Below are 20051 nucleotides of genomic sequence, written 5' to 3'. Positions count from 1 at the left end.
CCTTACAATCCTCACCAAGCTCGCCAGTTTCAGGCGAGTGCTTCTCATCAGGAGACTCCGATGTCCGTTGAGCACGCTGCGGTACAACGCGCCGATTTCGACCAGGTAATGGTTCCCAACTACGCGCCTGCCGCTTTCATTCCGGTGCGTGGCGCCGGTTCCCGCGTCTGGGATCAGGCCGGCCGCGAGCTGATCGACTTCGCCGGCGGGATTGCCGTTAACGTATTGGGCCACGCGCATCCGGCGCTGGTCGGTGCACTGACCGAGCAAGCGAACAAGTTGTGGCACGTATCCAACGTGTTCACCAACGAGCCGGCCCTGCGTCTGGCGCACAAGCTGATCGACGCCACGTTCGCCGAGCGCGTGTTCTTCTGCAACTCCGGCGCTGAAGCCAACGAGGCCGCGTTCAAGCTGGCCCGTCGCGTTGCGTTCGATCGTTTCGGCACTGAGAAGTACGAAATCATCGCCGCGCTGAACAGCTTCCACGGCCGTACCCTGTTCACCGTCAACGTCGGTGGCCAGTCGAAGTATTCCGACGGTTTCGGCCCGAAAATCACCGGCATCACCCACGTGCCTTACAACGACCTGGCAGCGCTGAAAGCCGCCGTTTCCGAGAAGACCTGCGCGGTCGTGCTGGAACCGATCCAGGGCGAAGGCGGCGTACTGCCGGCCGAGCTGGCTTACCTGCAAGGTGCCCGCGAACTCTGCGACGCGAACAACGCGCTGCTGGTGTTCGACGAAGTGCAGACCGGCATGGGCCGCAGCGGCAAGCTGTTTGCCTATCAGCATTACGGCGTGACCCCGGACATCCTCACCAGCGCCAAGAGCCTGGGCGGCGGTTTCCCGATCGCGGCGATGCTGACCACCGAAGCGCTGGCCAAACATCTGGTCGTCGGTACCCACGGCACCACTTACGGCGGCAACCCGCTGGCGTGCGCGGTCGCTGAAGCGGTGATCGACGTAATCAACACGCCAGAAGTGCTGAACGGTGTGAACGCCAAGCACGACAAGTTCAAGGCGCGCCTTGAGCAGATCGGCGAGAAGTACGGCCTGTTCACTCAGGTGCGTGGCCTCGGTCTGCTGATCGGTTGCGTGCTGAACGATGCCTGGAAAGGCAAAGCCAAAGACATCTTCAACGCCGCTGAAAAAGAAGGCTTGATGATTCTGCAAGCCGGTCCGGACGTGATCCGTTTCGCCCCGAGCCTGGTGGTGGAAGACGCCGATATCGATGCTGGCCTGGATCGTTTCGAGCGCGCTGCCGCAGCACTGACGCAAGCCTGATGGACCCTTCGGCGCCTGGAGTTTTTCAGGCGTCGATCAAAATTTTATGCCGGACCAGATCAACTGTAGGAGTGAGCCTGCTCGCGATTGCGGTATGTCAGTCGACTCATTGGTTTCTGACAGACCGCAATCGCGAGCAGGCTCACTCCTACATTGATCTCCATGTAGGCCCGGTTATTTTTTCTGTAAGTTCTGAGATTAAGGAGTGACACCATGCTGGTGATGCGCCCCGCGCAAATGGCTGATCTGGGCGAGGTACAGCGTCTGGCTGCGGACAGCCCGATTGGTGTCACTTCCTTGCCGGATGACGTGGAACGTCTGAGCGACAAGATCGCCGCGAGCGAAGCCTCGTTTGCTGCCGAAGTGAGCTTCAACGGCGAAGAGAGTTATTTCTTCGTCCTCGAAGATTCCGCGACTGGCAAGCTGGTCGGCTGCTCGGCGATTGTTGCTTCGGCCGGTTACTCGGAGCCGTTCTACAGCTTCCGCAACGAGACCTTCGTGCACGCCTCGCGCGAGCTGAAGATCCACAACAAGATCCACGTGCTCTCGCAGTGCCACGACCTGACCGGCAACAGCTTGCTCACCAGTTTCTACGTGCAGCGCGAGCTGGTCGGTTCGCCGTGGTCGGAACTCAACTCCCGTGGCCGACTGCTGTTCGTCGCCAGTCACCCGGAGCGTTTCGCCGACTCGGTAGTGACCGAGATTGTCGGTTACAGCGATGAAAACGGCGACTCGCCATTCTGGGATGCTATCGGGCGCAACTTCTTTGACCTCAACTACGCCGAAGCCGAGCGCCTGTGCGGGCTGAAAAGCCGTACGTTCCTCGCCGAGCTGATGCCGCATTACCCGATCTACGTACCGCTGCTGCCGGATTCCGCCCAAGAGGCGATGGGCCAGGTGCACCCGCGTGCGCAGATCACCTTCGACATCCTGATGCGCGAAGGCTTCGAGACTGATCACTACATCGACATTTTCGACGGTGGCCCGACCCTGCATGCGCGCGTTTCGGGGATCCGTTCGATCGCCCAGAGCCGCGTGGTGCCGGTGAAGATCGGCGAGCCGGTGAAAGGTGCCGGGCGCCAGTATCTGGTGGCCAACGCGCAGTTGCAGGATTACCGCGCGGTGTTGCTGGAGCTGGATTACGCGCCGGGCAAACCGGTGACTCTGGATCTGGAAGCAGCCGAAGCCCTGGGCGTCGGTGAAGGTGCCAGCGTGCGCCTGGTGGCGGTTTAACGCCTTAGCGAGTTTCACGGGTGGCGAAGGCGGCCCGTTTGAGGAGATAGCATGATTGTTCGTCCCGTACGCAGCAGCGATTTAGCCGCTCTGATCGACCTGGCCCGCAGCACCGGTACCGGCCTGACCACCTTGCCGGCCAATGAAGAACGTCTGGCCCATCGGGTCGGCTGGGCCGAGAAGACCTTTCGCGGCGAAGCCGGTCGCGGTGATGCGGACTACCTGTTCGTGCTCGAGGACGACGACGGTCGCGTGGTGGGGATTTCCGCCATTGCCGGCGCTGTCGGCATGCGTGAGCCTTGGTACAACTTCCGTGTCGGCCTGACCGTCAGCGCTTCGCAAGAGCTGAACATCTATCGCGAGATTCCGACGCTGTTTCTGGCCAACGACCTGACTGGTAATTCCGAGCTGTGCTCGCTGTTCCTGCACGCCGATTACCGCAGCGGTCTCAACGGTCGCATGCTGTCGAAGGCGCGGATGCTGTTCATTGCTGAATTCCCGGAGCTGTTCGGCAACAAGATCATTGCCGAAATGCGCGGTGTCTCCGATGACGCCGGCCGTTCACCGTTCTGGGAAAGCCTCGGTCGGCACTTCTTCAAGATGGAGTTCAGCCAGGCTGATTACCTGACGGGTGTCGGCAACAAGGCTTTCATCGCTGAGCTGATGCCGAAATTCCCGTTGTACACCTGCTTCCTCTCGCCGGATGCGCGCACTGTGATCGGTCAGGTTCACCCCGATACCGAGCCGGCATTGTCGATGCTCAAGGGCGAAGGCTTCAGCTATCAGGGTTACGTCGACATTTTCGACGCAGGGCCTGCCATCGAATGCGAAACCGGCAAGATCCGCGCGGTGCGTGACAGTGAGGCGCTGGTGTTGGCCGTGGGCACGCCGGGCGATGACGCCACGCCGTTCATCATTCATAACCGCAAGCGCGAAGACTGCCGCATCACCGCTGCGCCGGCGCGTCTCGCTGCCGGCACGCTGGTGGTTGATCCGCAGACCGCCAAACGTCTTCAACTCAACGCGGGCGATCAAGTACGCGCCGTGGCGTTGTCCGCTGCACGGGAGTCGAAATAATGAATTCGCTATACATCGCAGGTGAGTGGCTGGCCGGTCAGGGCGAAGCTTTCCAATCGCTGAACCCGGTGACCCAGCAAGTGCTGTGGACGGGGGAGGGCGCCACGGCTGCTCAGGTTGAATCGGCTGTGCAGGCTGCGCGTCAGGCGTTCCCAGGCTGGGCACGTCGTACGCTGGACGAGCGCATCAGCGTGCTTGAGGCTTTCGCCGCGTCGCTGAAAAACCACGCTGACGAACTGGCTCGCACCATTGGTGAAGAGACCGGCAAACCGCTGTGGGAAGCCGCGACCGAAGTGACCAGCATGGTCAACAAGATCGCGATCTCGGTGCAAAGCTACCGCGAGCGTACCGGCGAGAAGAGCGGCCCGTTGGGCGACGCCACCGCTGTGTTGCGCCACAAACCGCACGGCGTGGTCGCGGTGTTCGGCCCTTACAACTTCCCCGGCCACTTGCCGAACGGTCACATCGTGCCGGCATTGCTGGCGGGTAACAGCGTGCTGTTCAAGCCAAGCGAACTGACCCCGAAAGTCGCCGAGCTGACGGTCAAGTGCTGGGTCGAAGCCGGTCTGCCGGCAGGTGTTCTGAACCTGCTGCAAGGCGCTCGCGAAACTGGCATCGCGCTGGCGGCGAACCCGGGTATCGACGGTCTGTTTTTCACCGGTTCGAGCCGCACCGGCAATCACCTGCACCAACAATTCGCTGGTCGTCCCGACAAAATCCTCGCGCTGGAAATGGGTGGTAACAACCCGCTGGTGGTTGATCAGGTCGCGGATCTGGATGCGGCGGTTTACACGATTATTCAGTCGGCGTTCATTTCTGCCGGTCAGCGTTGCACCTGCGCGCGTCGTCTGCTGGTGCCGCAAGGCGCGTGGGGTGACAGCCTGCTCAAGCGTCTGGTTGAAGTGAGTTCGACCATTGAGGTCGGCGCATTCGATCAACAACCTGTGCCGTTCATGGGTTCGGTAATTTCCCTTGGCGCCGCGAAAGCGCTGATGGACGCTCAAGAACATCTGTTGGCCAACGGCGCGGTGTCGCTGCTGGAAATGACTCAGCCGCAGGCACAAGCCGCATTGCTGACCCCGGGCATTATTGATGTGACCGAGGTTGCCGAGCGTCCGGACGAAGAATTGTTCGGCCCGTTGCTGCAAGTGATCCGCTACGTTGATTTTGAAGCAGCGATCGCTGAAGCGAATGACACTGCTTATGGTCTGGCCGCAGGTTTGTTGTCGGACTCCGAAGCGCGTTATCAGCAGTTCTGGCTGGAAAGCCGTGCCGGCATCGTCAACTGGAATAAACAACTGACCGGTGCTGCGAGCAGCGCGCCGTTTGGTGGTGTTGGTGCCTCGGGCAACCATCGCGCCAGTGCCTATTACGCAGCGGATTACTGCGCGTACCCGGTGGCGTCGCTGGAAACCCCGAGCCTGACTCTGCCAGCAGCCCTGACACCCGGCGTGAAGATGGTGTAACGGCCATCGCGAGCAGGCTCACTCCTACAGGATTTGGGTCGTACACAACATGTGTGTTCACCGCTCAACCTGTAGGAGTGAGCCTGCTCGCGATAGCCGCGACGCGGTCTGACTGAATTGTTACCTGAAGCCTATAACAACAGATTCTCGTGGAGCCTCGCTGATGAAATCCTATGAAGTCAATTTTGACGGTCTAGTGGGGCCGACCCATAACTACGGTGGTCTGTCCTACGGCAACGTTGCCTCCCAGAGCAACAGTCAGCAATCTTCGAATCCGAAGGAAGCGGCGCTACAAGGTCTGGCGAAGATGAAGGCGCTGATGGAAATGGGCTTTCAGCAAGGCGTGCTGGCGCCGCAGGAACGTCCGGATGTGGGCGCTCTGCGCCGTCTGGGTTTCAGCGGCACCGACGCACAAGTGATCGAGCGCGCTGCCAAGGAAGCCATGCCGCTACTGGTCGCCAGTTGCTCAGCGTCGAGCATGTGGGTGGCCAACGCCGCCACGGTCAGCCCGAGTGCCGACACTGCTGACGGCCGCGTGCATTTCACCGCCGCCAACCTCAATTGCAAATATCACCGCAGCATCGAGCACCCGACCACCAGTCGCGTGCTCGGCGCGATGTTCGCCAATCAGCAGCACTTCGCCCATCACGCCGCGTTGCCGGCAGTGGCGCAATTCGGCGACGAAGGTGCGGCCAATCACACACGTTTCTGTCGTGAGTATGGCGAGGCGGGCGTCGAGTTCTTCGTGTTCGGTCGCAGTGCCTTCGACAACCGTTTCCCGGCGCCGCAAAAGTACCCGGCGCGCCAGACCCTCGAAGCGTCGCAAGCCGTTGCCCGTCTGCACGGCCTGCGTGACGAAGGTGTGGTCTACGCCCAGCAAAACCCGAACGTGATCGATCAGGGCGTGTTCCACAACGACGTGATCGCCGTGGGCAATGGCGAGGTGCTGTTCTATCACGAGGACGCCTTCCTCGACACCGACTCGATACTGGCCGAGCTGCAAAGCAAACTCGCCAAAGCCGGCGGCAACTTCCAGTCGGTGTGTGTGCCGCGTTCGGCGGTCACCGTCGATGACGCGGTGCGCTCGTACCTGTTCAACAGTCAGTTGCTGTCGCGCCCTGACGGTTCGATGTTGCTGATCGTGCCGCAAGAGTGCCAGGCCAACGAACGTGTCTGGACTTATCTGCAAGAGCTGACCAGTTCCGGAGGCCTGATCCGCGAAGTGAAGGTTTTCGACCTCAAGCAAAGCATGCAGAACGGCGGTGGCCCGGCGTGCCTGCGTCTTCGCGTCGCGCTTAACGAAACCGAACTGGCGGCGGTCAACCCAGGGGTTATCATGACGGCACCGTTGTACGGTTCGTTGACCGCATGGGTTGAAAAGCACTACCGCGACCGCCTGAGCGAAACCGATCTGGCGGACCCGCAATTGCTGCTTGAATGCCGGACGGCACTGGATGAACTGACGCAAATCCTTAAACTGGGCGCGGTTTATCCATTCCAGATCAATTGATGGCCGGCGCGTCGCCCGAACGCGGCGCGCGGCTTGTCTCACCAAGAGAGTAAAAACATGAGCGATTCCCTGCAGCTGATCCTTGAAGACACCGACGGCACGCAACTGCAAACCTCGTGCACCCGCGTCGCGGTCATGTGGCAAGGCAAAGAGCTGTGGATCCAGCAGGACGGCCGTGGCCAGTTGCTGATCGGCGTGGACGTTGAAGAAGGTGACGCCGAGTACGCCAACCTGCTGCTGCGCCCATTGGCGACTAATCTGGTAAGTCTGCAACTGGAAATGGAACCGGCTGACGTCGGCGACGATGAAGACCACGTGCACGGCCCGGATTGCAACCACGACCACTAAGGAAACCGCTCTATGCTCGCCCTCGGCAAACTGCTTGAACTGACCCTCGCCGGCCGCGAACCGGCGGAGAAGACTCAACTGACTGTCGAAGGCGTGCGTATGCGCTGGTTGAGCGAAGGTGCGCTGGAAGTCCGGCCACCGCAAGCGCGCGACAATGGCCTGGACCTGCTGCTTTCAGCGGGGATTCACGGCAACGAAACAGCGCCGATCGAGTTGCTCGATCGGCTGCTGCATGACATCGCTCGTGGCGATCTGAAGCCACGCGCACGCATTCTGTTCCTGTTCGGTAACCCGGAAGCGATTCGCAAAGGCGAGCGTTTTATCGAGCAGGACGTCAATCGGCTGTTCAACGGCCGTCATGAACAAAGCAGTGGCTCGGAAGCGTTGCGAGCCTGTGAGCTGGAACGGCTGGCGGCGAGTTTTTTCAGCCTGCCGGATCGCCAGCGCCTGCACTACGACCTGCATACCGCCATTCGCGGTTCGAAGATCGAGCAGTTTGCCCTGTACCCGTGGAAGGACGGTCGTCAGCATTCGCGCCTTGAGCTGGCACGTCTGCGTGCGGCAGGGATGGAAGCCGTACTGCTGCAGAACAAGCCGTCAATCGTATTCAGCTCCTACACCTACGACAAGCTCGGTGCCGAGGCTTTCACGCTGGAACTGGGCAAGGCGCGGCCATTCGGACAGAACGACGGAGTCAATGTCTCGCTGCTGGAAACCCGTCTGAAGCAGATCATCGAAGGCACTGAGCCGGAAATGGCTGAAGCGCAACTGGACGGTTTGCAGCTATTTAGTGTCGCGCGGGAAATCATCAAGCACAGCGATGCGTTCCGCTTGAACCTGCCGCAGGACATCGAGAACTTTTCAGAGTTGGAGGTGGGTTACGTCCTGGCTGAAGACTTGGCCAATACCCGCTGGATCATCGAAGAGCAGGGCGCACGGATCATCTTCCCTAATCCCAAGGTCAAGAACGGCTTGCGCGCGGGCATCCTGATCGTCCCGACCACCGACGAAAACCTCGCCTGACCCTACGCAAAACCCCTGTAGGAGTGAGCCTGCTCGCGATTGCAATGTATCAGTCACTACAGTGGTCGACTGACACTCCGCTATCGCGAGCAGGCTCACTCCTACAGTTTTGGTTCCGTGTTTACACGGCTACCGCATGCGGCTCGGTGCGGCGCAGTGCGCGAACCTTGCGCAGCGTATCCGCGCAAGTGCGCGCCGCTTCCTGGCCTTTATGCACAAAGTGCTCAAAGAAAAACTTCTGATGTTCGTCGCCAGCATGGAAGTGATGCGGCGTCAGCGACACCGAGAACACCGGCACTTCAGTTTCCAGCTGCACCTGCATCAGGCCACTGACCACCGATTGGGCGACGAACTCGTGACGGTAGATGCCGCCATCCACCACCAGGGCCGCGGCGACGATGCCGGCATAACGACCGGTCTTGGCCAGCAACTTGGCGTGCAGGGGCATTTCAAAGGCGCCGCCGACTTCGAAGATGTCGATGTCCGATTCCTGATAACCCAGGGCAATCATTTCGGCGACGAAGCCTTTACGGCTCTGGTCGACGATTTCCTTGTGCCAGCAGGCCTGGATGAACGCGACGCGCTCGCCATGAGGGTGTTTGCTTTTGCTGTCGATAGCGGTGGGTTGCATGTTCTGACTCCTGTTTGTGTGAAAAACAGGGCGTTATGAATCGAAAGGGATTCAAGGGTGCGCACACGCACAACATCGCGCGGACGGCCCTTTGGCGTTAATCCCGTTCTCTCTTCATCCGGACTATGACCGTCGGCCCCGGAATCACACCGGGTCTGCTGACCTTGCCGTCGATCACAATCGAAGTCGTGTTCGCCGCCAAGCGCTCGCGGGCTATGCGCATTGCGCGCAATTACCGCCGGTGGGGAATTGCACCCCGCCCTGAGAACGTTTTTGCCGCCCTTTCTCGGGCGGCGCAGCGTTTTTATCACAGATTGTGTGTCTGTGCATTGCGCCTTTCTGATGATTGTCATCGAATTTTTTGCAGGCTCGAAACGACTTTTCCTTGCGCAAGGCTTGATTAATCCATGCGATGACCGCAGTAATCCCACTTCGTAAAGGGATTTCCCCTGCTGACTTGAGGCCAGGTTCATGAGCGTTATCGATCTTCGCAGCGACACCGTCACCCAACCGACCCCCGCCATGCTCGACGCGATGACTGCGGCGGACACCGGTGATGACGTGTACGGCGAAGATCCGACGGTCAATCGTCTGGAAGAAGAACTGGCCAAACGTTTGGGCTTCGCCGCAGCGCTGTTCGTGCCGACTGGCACCATGAGCAACCTGCTGGGCTTGATGGCGCACTGCGAGCGTGGTGATGAATACATCGTCGGCCAGCAGGCGCACACTTACAAATACGAGGGTGGTGGCGCTGCGGTGCTTGGCTCGATCCAGCCGCAACCGCTGGAAGTGCTGGCCGACGGTTCGCTGGACCTGGATCAGGTCGCGGCAGCGATCAAACCGGATGACTTCCACTTCGCCCGCACTCGATTGCTGGCGCTGGAAAACACCATGCAAGGCAAAGTGCTGCCGCTGGAATATCTCGCCCGGGCGCGCCAATTTACCCAAGAGCACAGCCTGCAGTTACATCTGGATGGCGCGCGTCTTTACAACGCGGCGGTCAAACTCGGGGTTGATGCGCGGGAAATCACGAAACATTTCGATTCGGTGTCGGTGTGTCTGTCCAAAGGTCTGGGGGCGCCGGTGGGTTCGGTGTTGTGCGGCTCCGAGCAACTGATCGGCAAGGCCCGCCGTTTACGCAAAATGGTCGGCGGCGGCATGCGTCAGGCCGGGTTGCTGGCTGCGGCGGGGCTGTACGCCCTGGATCACAACGTTGAACGTCTGGCCGACGACCATGCCAACGCGCAGTTTTTGGCCGACGGTCTGCGTGAAGCAGGTTTCATCGTCGAACCCGTGCAAACCAACATGGTTTATGTGCAAATGGGCGACAAAGCCGAAGCGATCAAGGCGTTTGCTGCCAATCGCGGGATCAAGTTGAGCGCCGCCGCACGCCTGCGCATGGTCACGCACATGGACGTCAATCGCTCGCAAATCGAGCAAGTGATCGCGACATTCGTCGAGTTTTCGCGCAAGTGACAGCGTTAGCCGTCCAATTGACCGTTTCTATCGTATAAACACGCTGTACCCCGCGCGCAGGGCCGATATAATGCGGCCCTTTGCCGTCGCTTCGTCTGTTGACGTTTCGAACAGGCCTTTGGCCGCAGCCTCCGTGGAAGAACCTAATGAAAAGCGCAGAAATCCGTGAAGCCTTCCTTCGCTTCTTCGAAGAGCAAGGCCACACCCGTGTAGCCTCCAGCTCTTTGATTCCGGGCAACGACCCAACCCTGCTGTTCACTAACGCGGGGATGAACCAGTTCAAGGACTGCTTCCTGGGCCAGGAAAAACGTGCGTACACCCGTGCGACCAGCAGCCAGAAATGCGTGCGTGCCGGTGGCAAGAACAGCGACCTGGAAAACGTCGGTTATACCGCTCGTCACCACACGTTCTTCGAAATGCTCGGTAACTTCAGCTTCGGTGACTATTTCAAGAAGGACGCGATTACCTACGCGTGGACCTTCCTGACCGGCGTTCTGCAACTGCCGAAGGAAAAACTCTGGGTCACCGTCTACGCCTCCGACGACGAAGCGTATGACATCTGGACCAAAGAAATCGGTGTGCCGGTCGAGCGCATGATCCGCATCGGCGACAACAAAGGCGCGCCGTACGCCTCCGACAACTTCTGGACCATGGGCGATACCGGCCCGTGCGGCCCGTGCACCGAGATTTTCTACGATCACGGCGACCACATCTGGGGCGGCCCACCGGGTTCGCCGGAAGAAGACGGCGACCGTTACATCGAGATCTGGAACAACGTGTTCATGCAGTTCAACCGCACCGCCGACGGCGTGTTGCATCCGTTGCCAGCGCCGTCGGTCGACACCGGCATGGGGCTGGAGCGGATCAGTGCGGTGATGCAGCACGTCAATTCCAACTATGACATTGACCTGTTCAAGAACCTGCTGAAAGCTTCGGCTGAAGCCATCGGTTGCGAAAACGGCGACCAGTCGTCGCTCAAGGTCGTTTCCGACCACATCCGTTCGTGCGGTTTCCTGATCGCTGACGGCGTGCTGCCGTCCAACGAAGGTCGCGGTTACGTGCTGCGCCGGATCATCCGTCGCGCCTGCCGTCACGGTAACAAGCTCGGCGCCACCGGCAGCTTCTTCTACAAGATCGTCGCTGCGCTGGTTGCCGAGATGGGCGAAGCCTTCCCGGAACTGAAGAAGCAGCAGAGCAACATCGAGCGCGTGCTCAAGGCCGAAGAAGAGCAGTTCTCCAAGACCCTGGAGCACGGCCTGAAGATTCTCGAGCAGGATCTGCTGGAACTCAAAGGCACTGTGGTGCCGGGCGACGTGGTGTTCAAACTCTACGACACCTACGGTTTCCCGATGGACCTGACCGCCGACATCGCCCGCGAGCGCAGCCTGACTGTCGATGAAGCCGGTTTCGAGCGTGAGATGGAAGCCCAGCGAGTTCGCGCGCGTTCGGCCAGCTCGTTCGGTCTGGACTACAACACCCTGGTCAAGGTTGATGTGGCCACCGAGTTCACCGGTTACACCGACACCAGCGGTTCTGCAAAAATCGTCGCTATCTATAAAGATGGCCAATCGGTCGACGTCTTGAATGAAGGCGAAGAGGCGGTGATCGTGCTGAACCAGACGCCGTTCTACGCGGAATCCGGCGGCCAGATCGGCGACTGCGGTTATCTGCAGGCCGGCAGCAGCCGTTTCGACGTGCGTGACACCACCAAGACCGGCGGTGCGTTCCTGCACCACGGCGTCTTGGATTCGGGCAGCCTGACCATTGGTGCGCCGGTGGAAACTCACGTCGATGCCGAAGTGCGTCACGCGACTTCACTGAATCACTCGGCCACGCACTTGCTGCACGCTGCTCTGCGCCAGGTACTGGGCGAGCACGTTCAACAGAAAGGTTCGTTGGTGGATAGCCAGCGTCTGCGCTTCGACTTCAGCCACTTTGAAGCGATCAAGCCTGAGCAGATCAAAGCGCTGGAAGACATCGTCAACGCCGAGATACGCAAGAATTCTGCCGTTGAAACCGAAGAAACCGACATCGAAACCGCCAAGAACAAAGGCGCGATGGCGCTGTTCGGCGAGAAGTACGGCGACAGCGTGCGCGTGCTGAGCATGGGCGGCGATTTCTCCGTCGAGCTGTGCGGCGGTATCCACGCCAGCCGTACCGGCGACATCGGCCTGCTGAAAATCATCAGCGAAGGCGGTGTGGCTTCGGGCGTGCGTCGCATCGAAGCAGTCACCGGTGCTGCGGCACTGGCCTACTTGAATGCTGCAGAAGAACAACTCAAGGAAGCGGCCAGCCTGGTCAAGGGCAGCCGCGACAACCTGATCGACAAGCTGTCGGCTGTGCTCGAGCGCAATCGCCAACTGGAGAAGCAGCTCGAGCAGTTGCAAGCCAAAGCGGCGAGCGCGGCGGGCGACGATCTGTCGTCCTCGGCTCTGGACGTCAAAGGCGTGAAGGTTTTGGCCGCACGTCTGGATGGTCAGGACGCCAAGGCGCTGCTGGCGCTGGTCGATCAGCTGAAAAACAAACTCGGCCGCGCAGTGATCCTGCTCGGCAGTGTCCATGAGGAAAAGGTCGTTCTGGTTGCAGGCGTAACCAAAGACCTGACTGGCCAACTCAAAGCCGGTGATTTGATGAAGCAGGCTGCTGCGGCAGTGGGCGGGAAGGGCGGTGGTCGTCCGGACATGGCGCAGGGCGGCGGTGTCGACGCCGGCGCGCTGGATGGCGCATTGGCGCTGACCGTTCCATTCGTCGAGCAGGGTTTATAAGACGGCCCGTCGGGCCCGCAGTCTAGTGGCGGGCCCGGCGGCTGTTCGAGTGATTATTGGGCGCCCTTCATGGGCAGAGGCGGCTTTGAAATGGCTTTGATCGTACAGAAATTTGGAGGCACCTCGGTCGGTACTGTCGAGAGAATCGAGCAGGTCGCCGACAAGGTTAAGAAATTCCGCGATGCCGGCGATGACCTGGTGGTTGTATTGTCTGCAATGAGCGGCGAAACCAACCGTCTGATCGATCTGGCCAAGCAAATCAGTGGCGATGGCCAACCGGTTCCGCGTGAACTGGATGTGATCGTCTCCACCGGTGAGCAGGTGACAATTGCCCTGTTGGCCATGGCGCTGATCAAGCGCGGTGTGCCGGCGGTGTCGTACACCGGTAATCAGGTGCGGATCCTGACGGACAGTGCGCACAATAAAGCGCGTATCTTGCAGATTGATGACCAGAAGATTCGTGGTGATCTGAAGGCAGGTCGCGTGGTGGTTGTCGCCGGTTTCCAGGGCGTCGACGAGCACGGCAACATTACCACCCTCGGTCGTGGCGGTTCCGACACCACCGGCGTGGCACTGGCTGCTGCGTTAAAGGCTGACGAGTGCCAGATCTACACCGACGTTGACGGTGTTTACACCACTGACCCGCGCGTTGTGCCGGTCGCTCAGCGTCTGGACAAGATCACCTTCGAAGAGATGCTGGAAATGGCCAGCCTCGGTTCCAAGGTGTTGCAGATCCGTGCGGTGGAATTCGCCGGCAAGTACAACGTTCCGCTGCGCGTACTGCACAGCTTCAAGGAGGGTCCGGGCACCCTCATTACTATTGATGAAGAGGAAACCATGGAGCAGCCGATCATTTCCGGCATCGCTTTCAACCGCGATGAAGCCAAGCTGACCATCCGTGGCGTGCCAGACACCCCGGGCGTGGCGTTCAAAATTCTCGGCCCGATCAGTGCCGCGAACATCGAAGTCGACATGATCGTGCAGAACGTCGCGCACGATAACACCACCGACTTCACCTTCACCGTGCACCGTAACGACTACCAGGCTGCACAGACCGTGCTGGAAAACACCGCTCGCGAGATCGGTGCCCGTGAAGTGGTTGGCGACACCAAGATTGCCAAGGTCTCGATCGTCGGCGTCGGCATGCGTTCCCACGCAGGCGTGGCCAGCCGCATGTTCGAATCCCTGGCAAAAGAAAGCATCAACATCCAGATGATCTCGACGTCGGAAATCAAGGTTTCCGTGGTGATTGAAGAGAAGTACCTGGAACTGGCTGTGCGCGCCCTGCACACGGCTTTCGAACTGGATGCTCCTGCCCGTCAAGGCGAGTAATTCCGCTTCTTGAGGGGCGCGGTCTGACCGCGCCCTTTATTTTTTGAATGGCGCGAGCCCTGAACTGTTCTTTTGCTCGCGCTGGTCAATACTCAGGCATGTAGGGCTACGATCGCTCCGGTTGTAGGTCGGGTGCCTTTTTTTTGCAGACTGTTGTCCCTGAACTGAATTGCGTAAGGAGAAAGGTATGCTGATTCTGACCCGTCGGTGCGCAGAAAGCCTGATTATCGGTGACGGCGAAATCACCGTGACCGTGCTTGGCGTTAAAGGAAATCAGGTGCGTATCGGCGTCAATGCCCCGAAAGAGGTTGCCGTGCACCGTGAGGAAATTTACCTGCGTATAAAGAAAGAGAAGGACGAAGAACCAAGCCATTAATTTTTATCGATTTTTATGTTTGCAAACGGGGAAAAGGTTGGTTAAGATACGCCCCGTGTTGCGGAGAGCTGGCCGAGTGGCCGAAGGCGCTCCCCTGCTAAGGGAGTACACCTCACAAGGGTGTCGGGGGTTCGAATCCCCCGTTCTCCGCCATTATTTGCTTAGTACGTCGTAATCTGGCTTTTTCTGTAAGTTGTTGAAATTAATAGAAAAAGTGGTTGGAATAGAGATTAGACGGGCTATAATGCGGCGCAACAAATGCACTCGTAGCTCAGCTGGATAGAGTACTCGGCTACGAACCGAGCGGTCACAGGTTCGAATCCTGTCGAGTGCACCATTTAAGAGTTAGTTGCAGCAATGTAAATGACTCGGCTTCAACCAGATGTGATCTGGTCTAAAAACACAAATGCACTCGTAGCTCAGCTGGATAGAGTACTCGGCTACGAACCGAGCGGTCACAGGTTCGAATCCTGTCGAGTGCACCATTTAAGAGTTAATTGCAGTAATGCAAATAACTTGGCTTTACCCAGTTGTGGTCTGGGCTAAAAACACAAAATGCACTCGTAGCTCAGCTGGATAGAGTACTCGGCTACGAACCGAGCGGTCACAGGTTCGAATCCTGTCGAGTGCACCATATACCGAAAAGCCCGCGTTTAACGCGGGCTTTTTGCTGTCCGGGATTTGGCTTTTTCCTTCACGCATCCCCTCTCATCAAAATCTATTTGAGCACTACGGCCTCGCTTGAGGTCGTATCGATAGCTCGTCGTCGATGTTCGAATATTCACCTTGTCCGGTTTGCCTAGCGCGCTTTCGACGTCTTTCTGGCTCATGCCGGCAATGATGCGTCGATTGATGATTGCTTCGCGACGTTGTCTGGCGTTAATCAGATCTCCGCATTTGTCTTGAGTGTGGCCAACGATGCCCGGTCCTCGGCCTGCGGCTGTCATGCCGGAGGTTTGTTCATGGTTGTGCTCTGGCATCACGGCCACAACTGATCCGGGCGAGTAGGGGTGGACTTCCTGTGCGGAGCGCCGTTCGCCTTGTGCACAGCTCATCGAGGTGAAGGTGATGCTGCCATCGGCGGCTTCGCAGCGATGGAGGGTGAGGGCGGCCCCGGTCGGCGGCAGGCAGAGCAGGCTGGTGAGTACAAGGTGGGATGGTTTCAATGGCATTCGATGTCCTCCATGACGATCTGCGCTCAAGGGTAGTCGCTACATTTTCGAGTGCTGGTGTGTTTTCTTTTCAGGATGAGTCGTCGCATGTGCAGGGATCAGGACAGTGCTCAGGTTTGTTTCGCAAGCACTTGTTTCGGCCGAGATTTTTTAACGTTTAAAACCGTCAGGCGGTGTATCATTGCGCCCGTCAGCCCCGCCGGGGCTTATGGAAAACCTCCATGGACTTACCCAGTAGTTACTCAGTAAACAGTTTCACCAATCATGAATTGACTGATTGATCCTTCCGGCGTGCCCCGCTGCTGGGAGTGGAGTTCGCCTATGTCTGAAATCGAAGTAAAGAAAACACAGGAAAGCCTGCAGGATCGCCTGGCTCAAGTCGTCGAGCTGCTGCAGCGTCAACGGGTCGTCGAAGACCTGACTCATCGCCAGGAAGGCGCGCATCACGACCGGGTTGAAAACCTGGTTCACCGGCAGAACCTTGTCGAGCTGCAACGCAAGCTCGATGATCTGCACTCCGCTGACGTCGCCTACATCCTTGAAGCCTTGCCGCTGGATGATCGTCTTACGCTCTGGCAATTGGTCAAGGCCGATCGCGACGGCGACATTCTTCTTGAGGTATCCGACTCCGTTCGTGAAACGCTGATCGCCGACATGGATGATCACGAGCTCCTGGCTGCGGCCAAGGACATGGACGCCGACGAACTTGCTGACCTTGCTTCCGAGCTGCCGCGAGACGTCGTCCATGAGCTGATGGAGAGTCTGGATAACCAGCAGCGCGAGCGCGTGCGTTCGGCTCTGTCCTATGACGAGGAGCAGGTTGGCGCACTGATGGACTTCGAGATGGTCACCATCCGCGAAGATGTCAGTCTCGAAGTGGTACTGCGTTACTTGCGTCGCCTCAAGGAGCTTCCGGGCCATACTGACAAACTGTTCGTGGTGGATTACGACGGTGTGCTCAAAGGTGTGCTGCCGATCAAGCGTCTGCTGGTTAATGATCCGGACAAGCAGGTTGCCGAAGTAATGGCGAGCGACCCGGTGAGTTTCCACCCGGACGAAGATGCTTATGACGCCGCTCAGGCGTTCGAACGTTATGACTTGATCTCGGCCCCGGTGGTCGACAAGAACGGCAAGTTGATTGGCCGTTTGACCATCGACGAAATGGTCGACCTGATTCGTGAAGAGAGTGAGAGCGAAGTTCTCAACATGGCCGGTCTGCGTGAAGAGGAAGACATCTTCGCCTCGGTCTGGAAGTCTTTACGCAACCGTTGGGCATGGCTGGCGGTCAACCTGATCACTGCGTTCGTCGCCTCTCGAGTGATCGGTCTGTTCGAAGGCTCGATCGAGAAACTGGTAGCGCTCGCAGCACTGATGCCGATCGTGGCCGGTATTGGTGGTAACTCCGGTAACCAGACGATCACCATGATTGTTCGCGCCATGGCGCTCGACCAGGTCAGCACCGGCAATACTTCGCGCCTGATGCGCAAGGAGCTGGCGGTAGGCCTGATCAATGGCCTGGTCTGGGGTGGTGTAATTGGTGTGGTTGCTTATCTGCTCTACGGCAGTTGGTCGTTGGGCGTGGTAATGACAGCGGCTATGACGCTCAATTTGCTGCTGGCGGCGTTGATGGGAGTATTGATCCCGATGACCCTGGCGAAAATGGGGCGCGACCCGGCCATGGGGGCGAGTGTGATGATTACTGCGATGACCGACAGTGGCGGCTTCTTCATCTTCCTCGGGCTGGCGACGATCTTCCTGCTCTGATCCGCTGCATCGAAAAAGCCCGCCTATATGGCGGGCTTTTTCTTGTCTGTGAAAACTCAAAATCCGCGCAAAAAAAAGCCAGCGGTTAAGCTGGCTTGACGTGTTCGGTGTGGCTCAGGACGCGTCTGCTGCCATTTCGGCATCGTGTGCGATCAAGGATACCAAAGCGTTCTGTTGGCGGTGAGACAGTTGGCGGAATCGTTGCAACAGCTCGCGCTCATGCAGCGACAGCTCCGGGCTGTCCAGGCGCATGCTCAGCTCTTCGCCCAGTGCACCTTCCTGAATAAGACTCTGCTCAAGGCGCGCAATGATCTCGGAGTTCATGCTGCGATGATGATTGCGAGCCACCTCGGCAATGCGTTCACGCATTCCGTCTGGCAGACGTACGACGAACTTGTCAGCCGTACGGCTGGAATAAATTGCCTGTTTCAATGGGCGCATATATTTAACCGGTTAGTTCAGGGGAGCGGTTCTCGGGATTGGCCGCAGGATGTGTGGTAGGACAAGCATCCGCGCCAAATGGTTCAACCTGAATTGTTAAGAGGCCGGCATCATGCCTCAAAATTGCCAGATCATTGGCGTCAATTCTGTGACAAATATTGAGCCGGGTAAAGGCGTAATGCCAGCACCAATCATCAGAAATGCGGACTGGTTTGAAAACTTTGCCTTGGTCTGCATCGCTGTATGCCTCCTGGTGGCCATCAGTTGATGTCTGAAGACGTGAAGGCGTGCATGCTATATGGCTTTCTATCCTTGTTCCCTGTCTGTGAAGGATAGTGGCAAATTGCCGATTTACTAGTGGCTACGTTGTTGTGGAGGCGTTTTCAGGATGGGTGGCAAGCTTATTTATCTGATGGGTCCATCCGGATCAGGGAAAGACAGCCTGATTGAAGCCGCGCGCGAACGGCTGCGAGCAATGGGGTGCGAGGTAATGCGGCGAGTCATTACGCGATCAGCTGAATCGGTGGGTGAAGATGCGGTTGGTGTAACGCCGGAGGAGTTCGAGCGACGTGCGCACGAGGGGGGCTTTTCCCTGGCATGGCACGCGAACGGTCTTGCATATGGGATCCCGGCCGAAATGGATCGGATTTTGGCAGCGGGGCACCATGTGTTGGTTAACGGCTCGCGCGCTAATCTGCGGCAAGCGATGAGCCGTTACCCTGAGCTGGTGCCGGTACTGCTTACGGTAAGTGACGAGGTTTTACGTAAGCGGCTGCTAAGGCGTGGGAGAGAGTCGCTTGAGCAGGTTGAGGCCCGACTTGCCCGTAACTCTTTATTTAAAGACCGCAGGTCAAGTGACGGGCCGGTACATATGATCGATAACTCAGGTGAGCTGGCGGGGGCGGTGAACCAGTTGCTTGACCTTATCCGGCTCAGCGCAGGACTGGATCAAACTTGATCTTGCGTCCGGCAACCAACGCCAGGACAAACAGCATCGAAAATACTCCGCAGACAATCAGGGGCAGGGTGACTGTGGTTTCCTCGAAAAGCGAAAAATGCATAGCCCCACTCAAAAAGGCGAGGATCAGAAATCCTGCGGCTGATTTGGACATGCTGTACTCCTGAAGATAATTCAAAAAACCAGACGTTCTGTAGGTTGGATTGGCAAAGCCTGTTCGGAGGCGCTGACGATCCTTGGGACAAGGTTGCTGTTATCGCTCAGCACTGCCAGTTGGGGCTGCTTCTGCACTTGCAGGTAATGCGGCATGCGCTGGGCTATCGATTCCGGGGCGGTGCTAGCGGGGATAGAGTGAAAACTCAGCAAAACCGCTAGTGCTGTCGCATTTGCAAGCAAGAGGGTGGTGTTCATGGGGCCGCGCTCCGATTGTTCTTCTATAGAACAGGCAAAGCAGTCGTCATGCCAATAGTCTAATCGCTGGCAAGTCCTTTAAAAACAAGGATATGAGAGACTTGATAGAATTGCTTGGGTTGCAATCTGCAATGATGGCTTTTTGGCGGGAGTGCAAAATGCACGGTAAATCTTCCCGCGACATACCAGTGCGCATGCCTACACTTAATATGGCTACGGATGACATGACAAACCGGAACTTGGCCGTTAACATGCACGCCGTCCGTCGCGCTGCTTCTGCTTGCGACAATCGCGTGTCTCAGTAGCTCAATTGGATAGAGCATCCCCCTCCTAAGGGGAAGGTTGGCAGTTCGAACCTGCCCTGGGACACCATCTATTGTTTGAATCCCCTTCTATTAGTAGTGCCCGCCAGTATTTTGGTGCTCTTCTCGTGTTCTTGCTGCTTGATGTTCTTGGGCGCGGATGCGGTGATGGTGGGTTCCAGTGTCTGCCGGATGCTCCTCTTGGTTTCGGCTCGATTTCAGGCGTTCTGTCTATATGACGGCATGACGGCAGTTTTTCCGGCGTTTCGATAGAAAATTGAAATTAACGGTTGACGGCAGATTTGAGATGTCTATAATTCGCCCCACTTCCGGCGCAGTCGAAACGGAAAACTCCTTTAGATTCAATGAGTTATGTAGGTTTCGGCAGCAGGTTGCTTCAGTTCATCGAAGCCAGAAAGGAAGTTGAAAAAGAGGTGTTGACAGCAGCGTGTAACGCTGTAGAATTCGCCTCCCGCTGCAGAGAG

The 20051-nt window shown here is 58.1% G+C and carries 18 protein-coding genes, 5 tRNA genes and 1 riboswitch; of the genes, 18 read left to right on the top strand and 5 right to left on the bottom strand.

What is annotated here, in order from left to right:
* Nucleotides 1–60 precede the first annotated feature (60 nt).
* The 7 genes from AK821_RS00130 (at nt 61) to astE (ending at nt 7938) form a co-directional block, all read left to right on the top strand.
* Nucleotides 61–1281 carry an aspartate aminotransferase family protein gene (locus AK821_RS00130; protein WP_064387583.1) on the top strand — a complete coding sequence of 407 codons (1221 nt, stop codon included), beginning with the start codon at nt 61–63 and terminating at the stop codon, nt 1279–1281.
* A 213-nt stretch (nt 1282–1494) separates the two neighbouring features.
* Nucleotides 1495–2514 carry an arginine/ornithine succinyltransferase subunit alpha gene (gene aruF, locus AK821_RS00125; protein WP_016983955.1) on the top strand — a complete coding sequence of 340 codons (1020 nt, stop codon included), beginning with the start codon at nt 1495–1497 and terminating at the stop codon, nt 2512–2514.
* Between the two features lie 51 nt (nt 2515–2565).
* Nucleotides 2566–3591, top strand: coding sequence for an arginine N-succinyltransferase (astA, locus tag AK821_RS00120; protein WP_064387582.1), 1026 nt, complete (start codon nt 2566–2568; stop codon nt 3589–3591).
* Nucleotides 3588–5057 carry a succinylglutamate-semialdehyde dehydrogenase gene (gene astD, locus AK821_RS00115; RefSeq protein ID WP_177330931.1) on the top strand — a complete coding sequence of 490 codons (1470 nt, stop codon included), beginning with the start codon at nt 3588–3590 and terminating at the stop codon, nt 5055–5057. The genes astA and astD overlap by 4 nt, the downstream gene beginning before the upstream one ends.
* Nucleotides 5058–5220: 163 nt before the next feature.
* Complete coding sequence (astB, locus tag AK821_RS00110; protein WP_064387580.1) at nt 5221–6567, top strand: N-succinylarginine dihydrolase; 1347 nt, start codon at nt 5221–5223, stop codon at nt 6565–6567.
* 57 nt (nt 6568–6624) lie between these two features.
* Nucleotides 6625–6915 carry a hypothetical protein gene (locus AK821_RS00105; protein WP_016983958.1) on the top strand — a complete coding sequence of 97 codons (291 nt, stop codon included), beginning with the start codon at nt 6625–6627 and terminating at the stop codon, nt 6913–6915.
* Nucleotides 6916–6927: 12 nt separating this feature from the next.
* On the top strand, nt 6928–7938 hold the full coding sequence (astE, locus tag AK821_RS00100) for a succinylglutamate desuccinylase (RefSeq protein WP_064387579.1): 1011 nt from the start codon (nt 6928–6930) through the stop codon (nt 7936–7938).
* A 121-nt stretch (nt 7939–8059) separates the two neighbouring features.
* Here the strand turns inward: astE and AK821_RS00095 are convergent, their stop codons facing one another.
* Nucleotides 8060–8569 carry a 6,7-dimethyl-8-ribityllumazine synthase gene (locus AK821_RS00095; RefSeq protein ID WP_007919335.1) on the bottom strand — a complete coding sequence of 170 codons (510 nt, stop codon included), beginning with the start codon at nt 8567–8569 and terminating at the stop codon, nt 8060–8062.
* A 101-nt stretch (nt 8570–8670) separates the two neighbouring features.
* Nucleotides 8671–8842, bottom strand: a riboswitch (FMN riboswitch).
* A gap of 198 nt (nt 8843–9040) precedes the next feature.
* On the opposite strand from AK821_RS00095, the gene ltaE reads away from it, so the two are divergent.
* The 8 genes from ltaE to AK821_RS00055 all read left to right on the top strand — a co-directional run bounded on the left by ltaE (nt 9041) and on the right by AK821_RS00055 (nt 15152).
* Complete coding sequence (gene ltaE, locus AK821_RS00090; RefSeq protein WP_064387578.1) at nt 9041–10045, top strand: low-specificity L-threonine aldolase; 1005 nt, start codon at nt 9041–9043, stop codon at nt 10043–10045.
* A 146-nt stretch (nt 10046–10191) separates the two neighbouring features.
* Complete coding sequence (alaS, locus tag AK821_RS00085; protein ID WP_064387577.1) at nt 10192–12810, top strand: alanine--tRNA ligase; 2619 nt, start codon at nt 10192–10194, stop codon at nt 12808–12810.
* 90 nt (nt 12811–12900) lie between these two features.
* On the top strand, nt 12901–14142 hold the full coding sequence (locus tag AK821_RS00080; RefSeq protein WP_008086083.1) for an aspartate kinase: 1242 nt from the start codon (nt 12901–12903) through the stop codon (nt 14140–14142).
* A gap of 187 nt (nt 14143–14329) precedes the next feature.
* Nucleotides 14330–14518, top strand: a complete 189-nt coding sequence (gene csrA / locus AK821_RS00075; RefSeq protein WP_002554426.1) for a carbon storage regulator CsrA — start codon at nt 14330–14332, stop codon at nt 14516–14518.
* Between the two features lie 62 nt (nt 14519–14580).
* Nucleotides 14581–14671: transfer RNA gene (locus AK821_RS00070), tRNA-Ser, on the top strand.
* Nucleotides 14672–14778: 107 nt separating this feature from the next.
* A tRNA-Arg gene (locus AK821_RS00065) sits at nt 14779–14855 on the top strand.
* Nucleotides 14856–14926: 71 nt separating this feature from the next.
* A tRNA-Arg gene (locus AK821_RS00060) sits at nt 14927–15003 on the top strand.
* Nucleotides 15004–15075: 72 nt separating this feature from the next.
* Nucleotides 15076–15152, top strand: a tRNA-Arg gene (locus AK821_RS00055).
* Between the two features lie 19 nt (nt 15153–15171).
* Here the strand turns inward: AK821_RS00055 and AK821_RS00050 are convergent.
* Nucleotides 15172–15690: a hypothetical protein gene (locus AK821_RS00050; protein ID WP_064387576.1), complete on the bottom strand. Its 519-nt coding sequence runs from the start codon at nt 15688–15690 to the stop codon at nt 15172–15174.
* Between the two features lie 321 nt (nt 15691–16011).
* Here AK821_RS00050 and mgtE point away from each other — a divergent pair, with 321 nt between their 5' ends.
* Nucleotides 16012–17454, top strand: a complete 1443-nt coding sequence (gene mgtE / locus AK821_RS00045; RefSeq protein ID WP_034153320.1) for a magnesium transporter — start codon at nt 16012–16014, stop codon at nt 17452–17454.
* Nucleotides 17455–17568: 114 nt separating this feature from the next.
* Here mgtE and AK821_RS00040 read toward each other — a convergent pair whose 3' ends face one another.
* Nucleotides 17569–17895 carry an Arc family DNA-binding protein gene (locus AK821_RS00040; protein WP_003178899.1) on the bottom strand — a complete coding sequence of 109 codons (327 nt, stop codon included), beginning with the start codon at nt 17893–17895 and terminating at the stop codon, nt 17569–17571.
* Nucleotides 17896–18283: 388 nt separating this feature from the next.
* On the opposite strand from AK821_RS00040, the gene phnN reads away from it, so the two are divergent.
* Entirely contained in the window at nt 18284–18853 is a 570-nt protein-coding gene (gene phnN / locus AK821_RS00035; RefSeq protein ID WP_064387575.1) for a phosphonate metabolism protein/1,5-bisphosphokinase (PRPP-forming) PhnN, read from the top strand.
* On the opposite strand, the gene AK821_RS00030 is transcribed toward phnN, so the two are convergent.
* Together AK821_RS00030 and AK821_RS00025 are read right to left on the bottom strand one after the other, a co-directional pair.
* The gene (locus AK821_RS00030) at nt 18828–19007 is read right to left on the bottom strand and encodes a PA3371 family protein (RefSeq protein WP_064387574.1); all 180 of its coding nucleotides are present in this window, start codon (nt 19005–19007) and stop codon (nt 18828–18830) included. The genes phnN and AK821_RS00030 overlap by 26 nt on opposite strands.
* A gap of 20 nt (nt 19008–19027) precedes the next feature.
* Complete coding sequence (locus tag AK821_RS00025; RefSeq protein WP_064387573.1) at nt 19028–19264, bottom strand: hypothetical protein; 237 nt, start codon at nt 19262–19264, stop codon at nt 19028–19030.
* A gap of 295 nt (nt 19265–19559) precedes the next feature.
* On the opposite strand from AK821_RS00025, the gene AK821_RS00020 reads away from it, so the two are divergent.
* Nucleotides 19560–19636: transfer RNA gene (locus tag AK821_RS00020), tRNA-Arg, on the top strand.
* Nucleotides 19637–20051: the final 415 nt, after the last annotated feature.

It is taken from the genome of Pseudomonas sp. RIT-PI-r (genome assembly GCF_001297015.1).
Taxonomy (GTDB): domain Bacteria; phylum Pseudomonadota; class Gammaproteobacteria; order Pseudomonadales; family Pseudomonadaceae; genus Aquipseudomonas.
The sequence above is the reverse complement of the archived record's forward strand: the minus strand, read 5'-3'. Positions and strand labels throughout refer to the sequence as shown.

Coding starts and splice junctions, on each gene's coding strand:
- AK821_RS00130 (WP_064387583.1), top strand. CDS start 61: ATGTCCGTTGAGCACGCTGCGGTACAACGCGCCGATTTCGACCAGGTA.
- aruF (WP_016983955.1), top strand. CDS start 1,495: ATGCTGGTGATGCGCCCCGCGCAAATGGCTGATCTGGGCGAGGTACAG.
- astA (WP_064387582.1), top strand. CDS start 2,566: ATGATTGTTCGTCCCGTACGCAGCAGCGATTTAGCCGCTCTGATCGAC.
- astB (WP_064387580.1), top strand. CDS start 5,221: ATGAAATCCTATGAAGTCAATTTTGACGGTCTAGTGGGGCCGACCCAT.
- AK821_RS00105 (WP_016983958.1), top strand. CDS start 6,625: ATGAGCGATTCCCTGCAGCTGATCCTTGAAGACACCGACGGCACGCAA.
- astE (WP_064387579.1), top strand. CDS start 6,928: ATGCTCGCCCTCGGCAAACTGCTTGAACTGACCCTCGCCGGCCGCGAA.
- AK821_RS00095 (WP_007919335.1), bottom strand. CDS start 8,569: ATGCAACCCACCGCTATCGACAGCAAAAGCAAACACCCTCATGGCGAG.
- ltaE (WP_064387578.1), top strand. CDS start 9,041: ATGAGCGTTATCGATCTTCGCAGCGACACCGTCACCCAACCGACCCCC.
- alaS (WP_064387577.1), top strand. CDS start 10,192: ATGAAAAGCGCAGAAATCCGTGAAGCCTTCCTTCGCTTCTTCGAAGAG.
- AK821_RS00080 (WP_008086083.1), top strand. CDS start 12,901: ATGGCTTTGATCGTACAGAAATTTGGAGGCACCTCGGTCGGTACTGTC.
- csrA (WP_002554426.1), top strand. CDS start 14,330: ATGCTGATTCTGACCCGTCGGTGCGCAGAAAGCCTGATTATCGGTGAC.
- AK821_RS00050 (WP_064387576.1), bottom strand. CDS start 15,690: ATGCCATTGAAACCATCCCACCTTGTACTCACCAGCCTGCTCTGCCTG.
- mgtE (WP_034153320.1), top strand. CDS start 16,012: ATGTCTGAAATCGAAGTAAAGAAAACACAGGAAAGCCTGCAGGATCGC.
- AK821_RS00040 (WP_003178899.1), bottom strand. CDS start 17,895: ATGCGCCCATTGAAACAGGCAATTTATTCCAGCCGTACGGCTGACAAG.
- phnN (WP_064387575.1), top strand. CDS start 18,284: ATGGGTGGCAAGCTTATTTATCTGATGGGTCCATCCGGATCAGGGAAA.
- AK821_RS00030 (WP_064387574.1), bottom strand. CDS start 19,007: ATGTCCAAATCAGCCGCAGGATTTCTGATCCTCGCCTTTTTGAGTGGG.
- AK821_RS00025 (WP_064387573.1), bottom strand. CDS start 19,264: ATGAACACCACCCTCTTGCTTGCAAATGCGACAGCACTAGCGGTTTTG.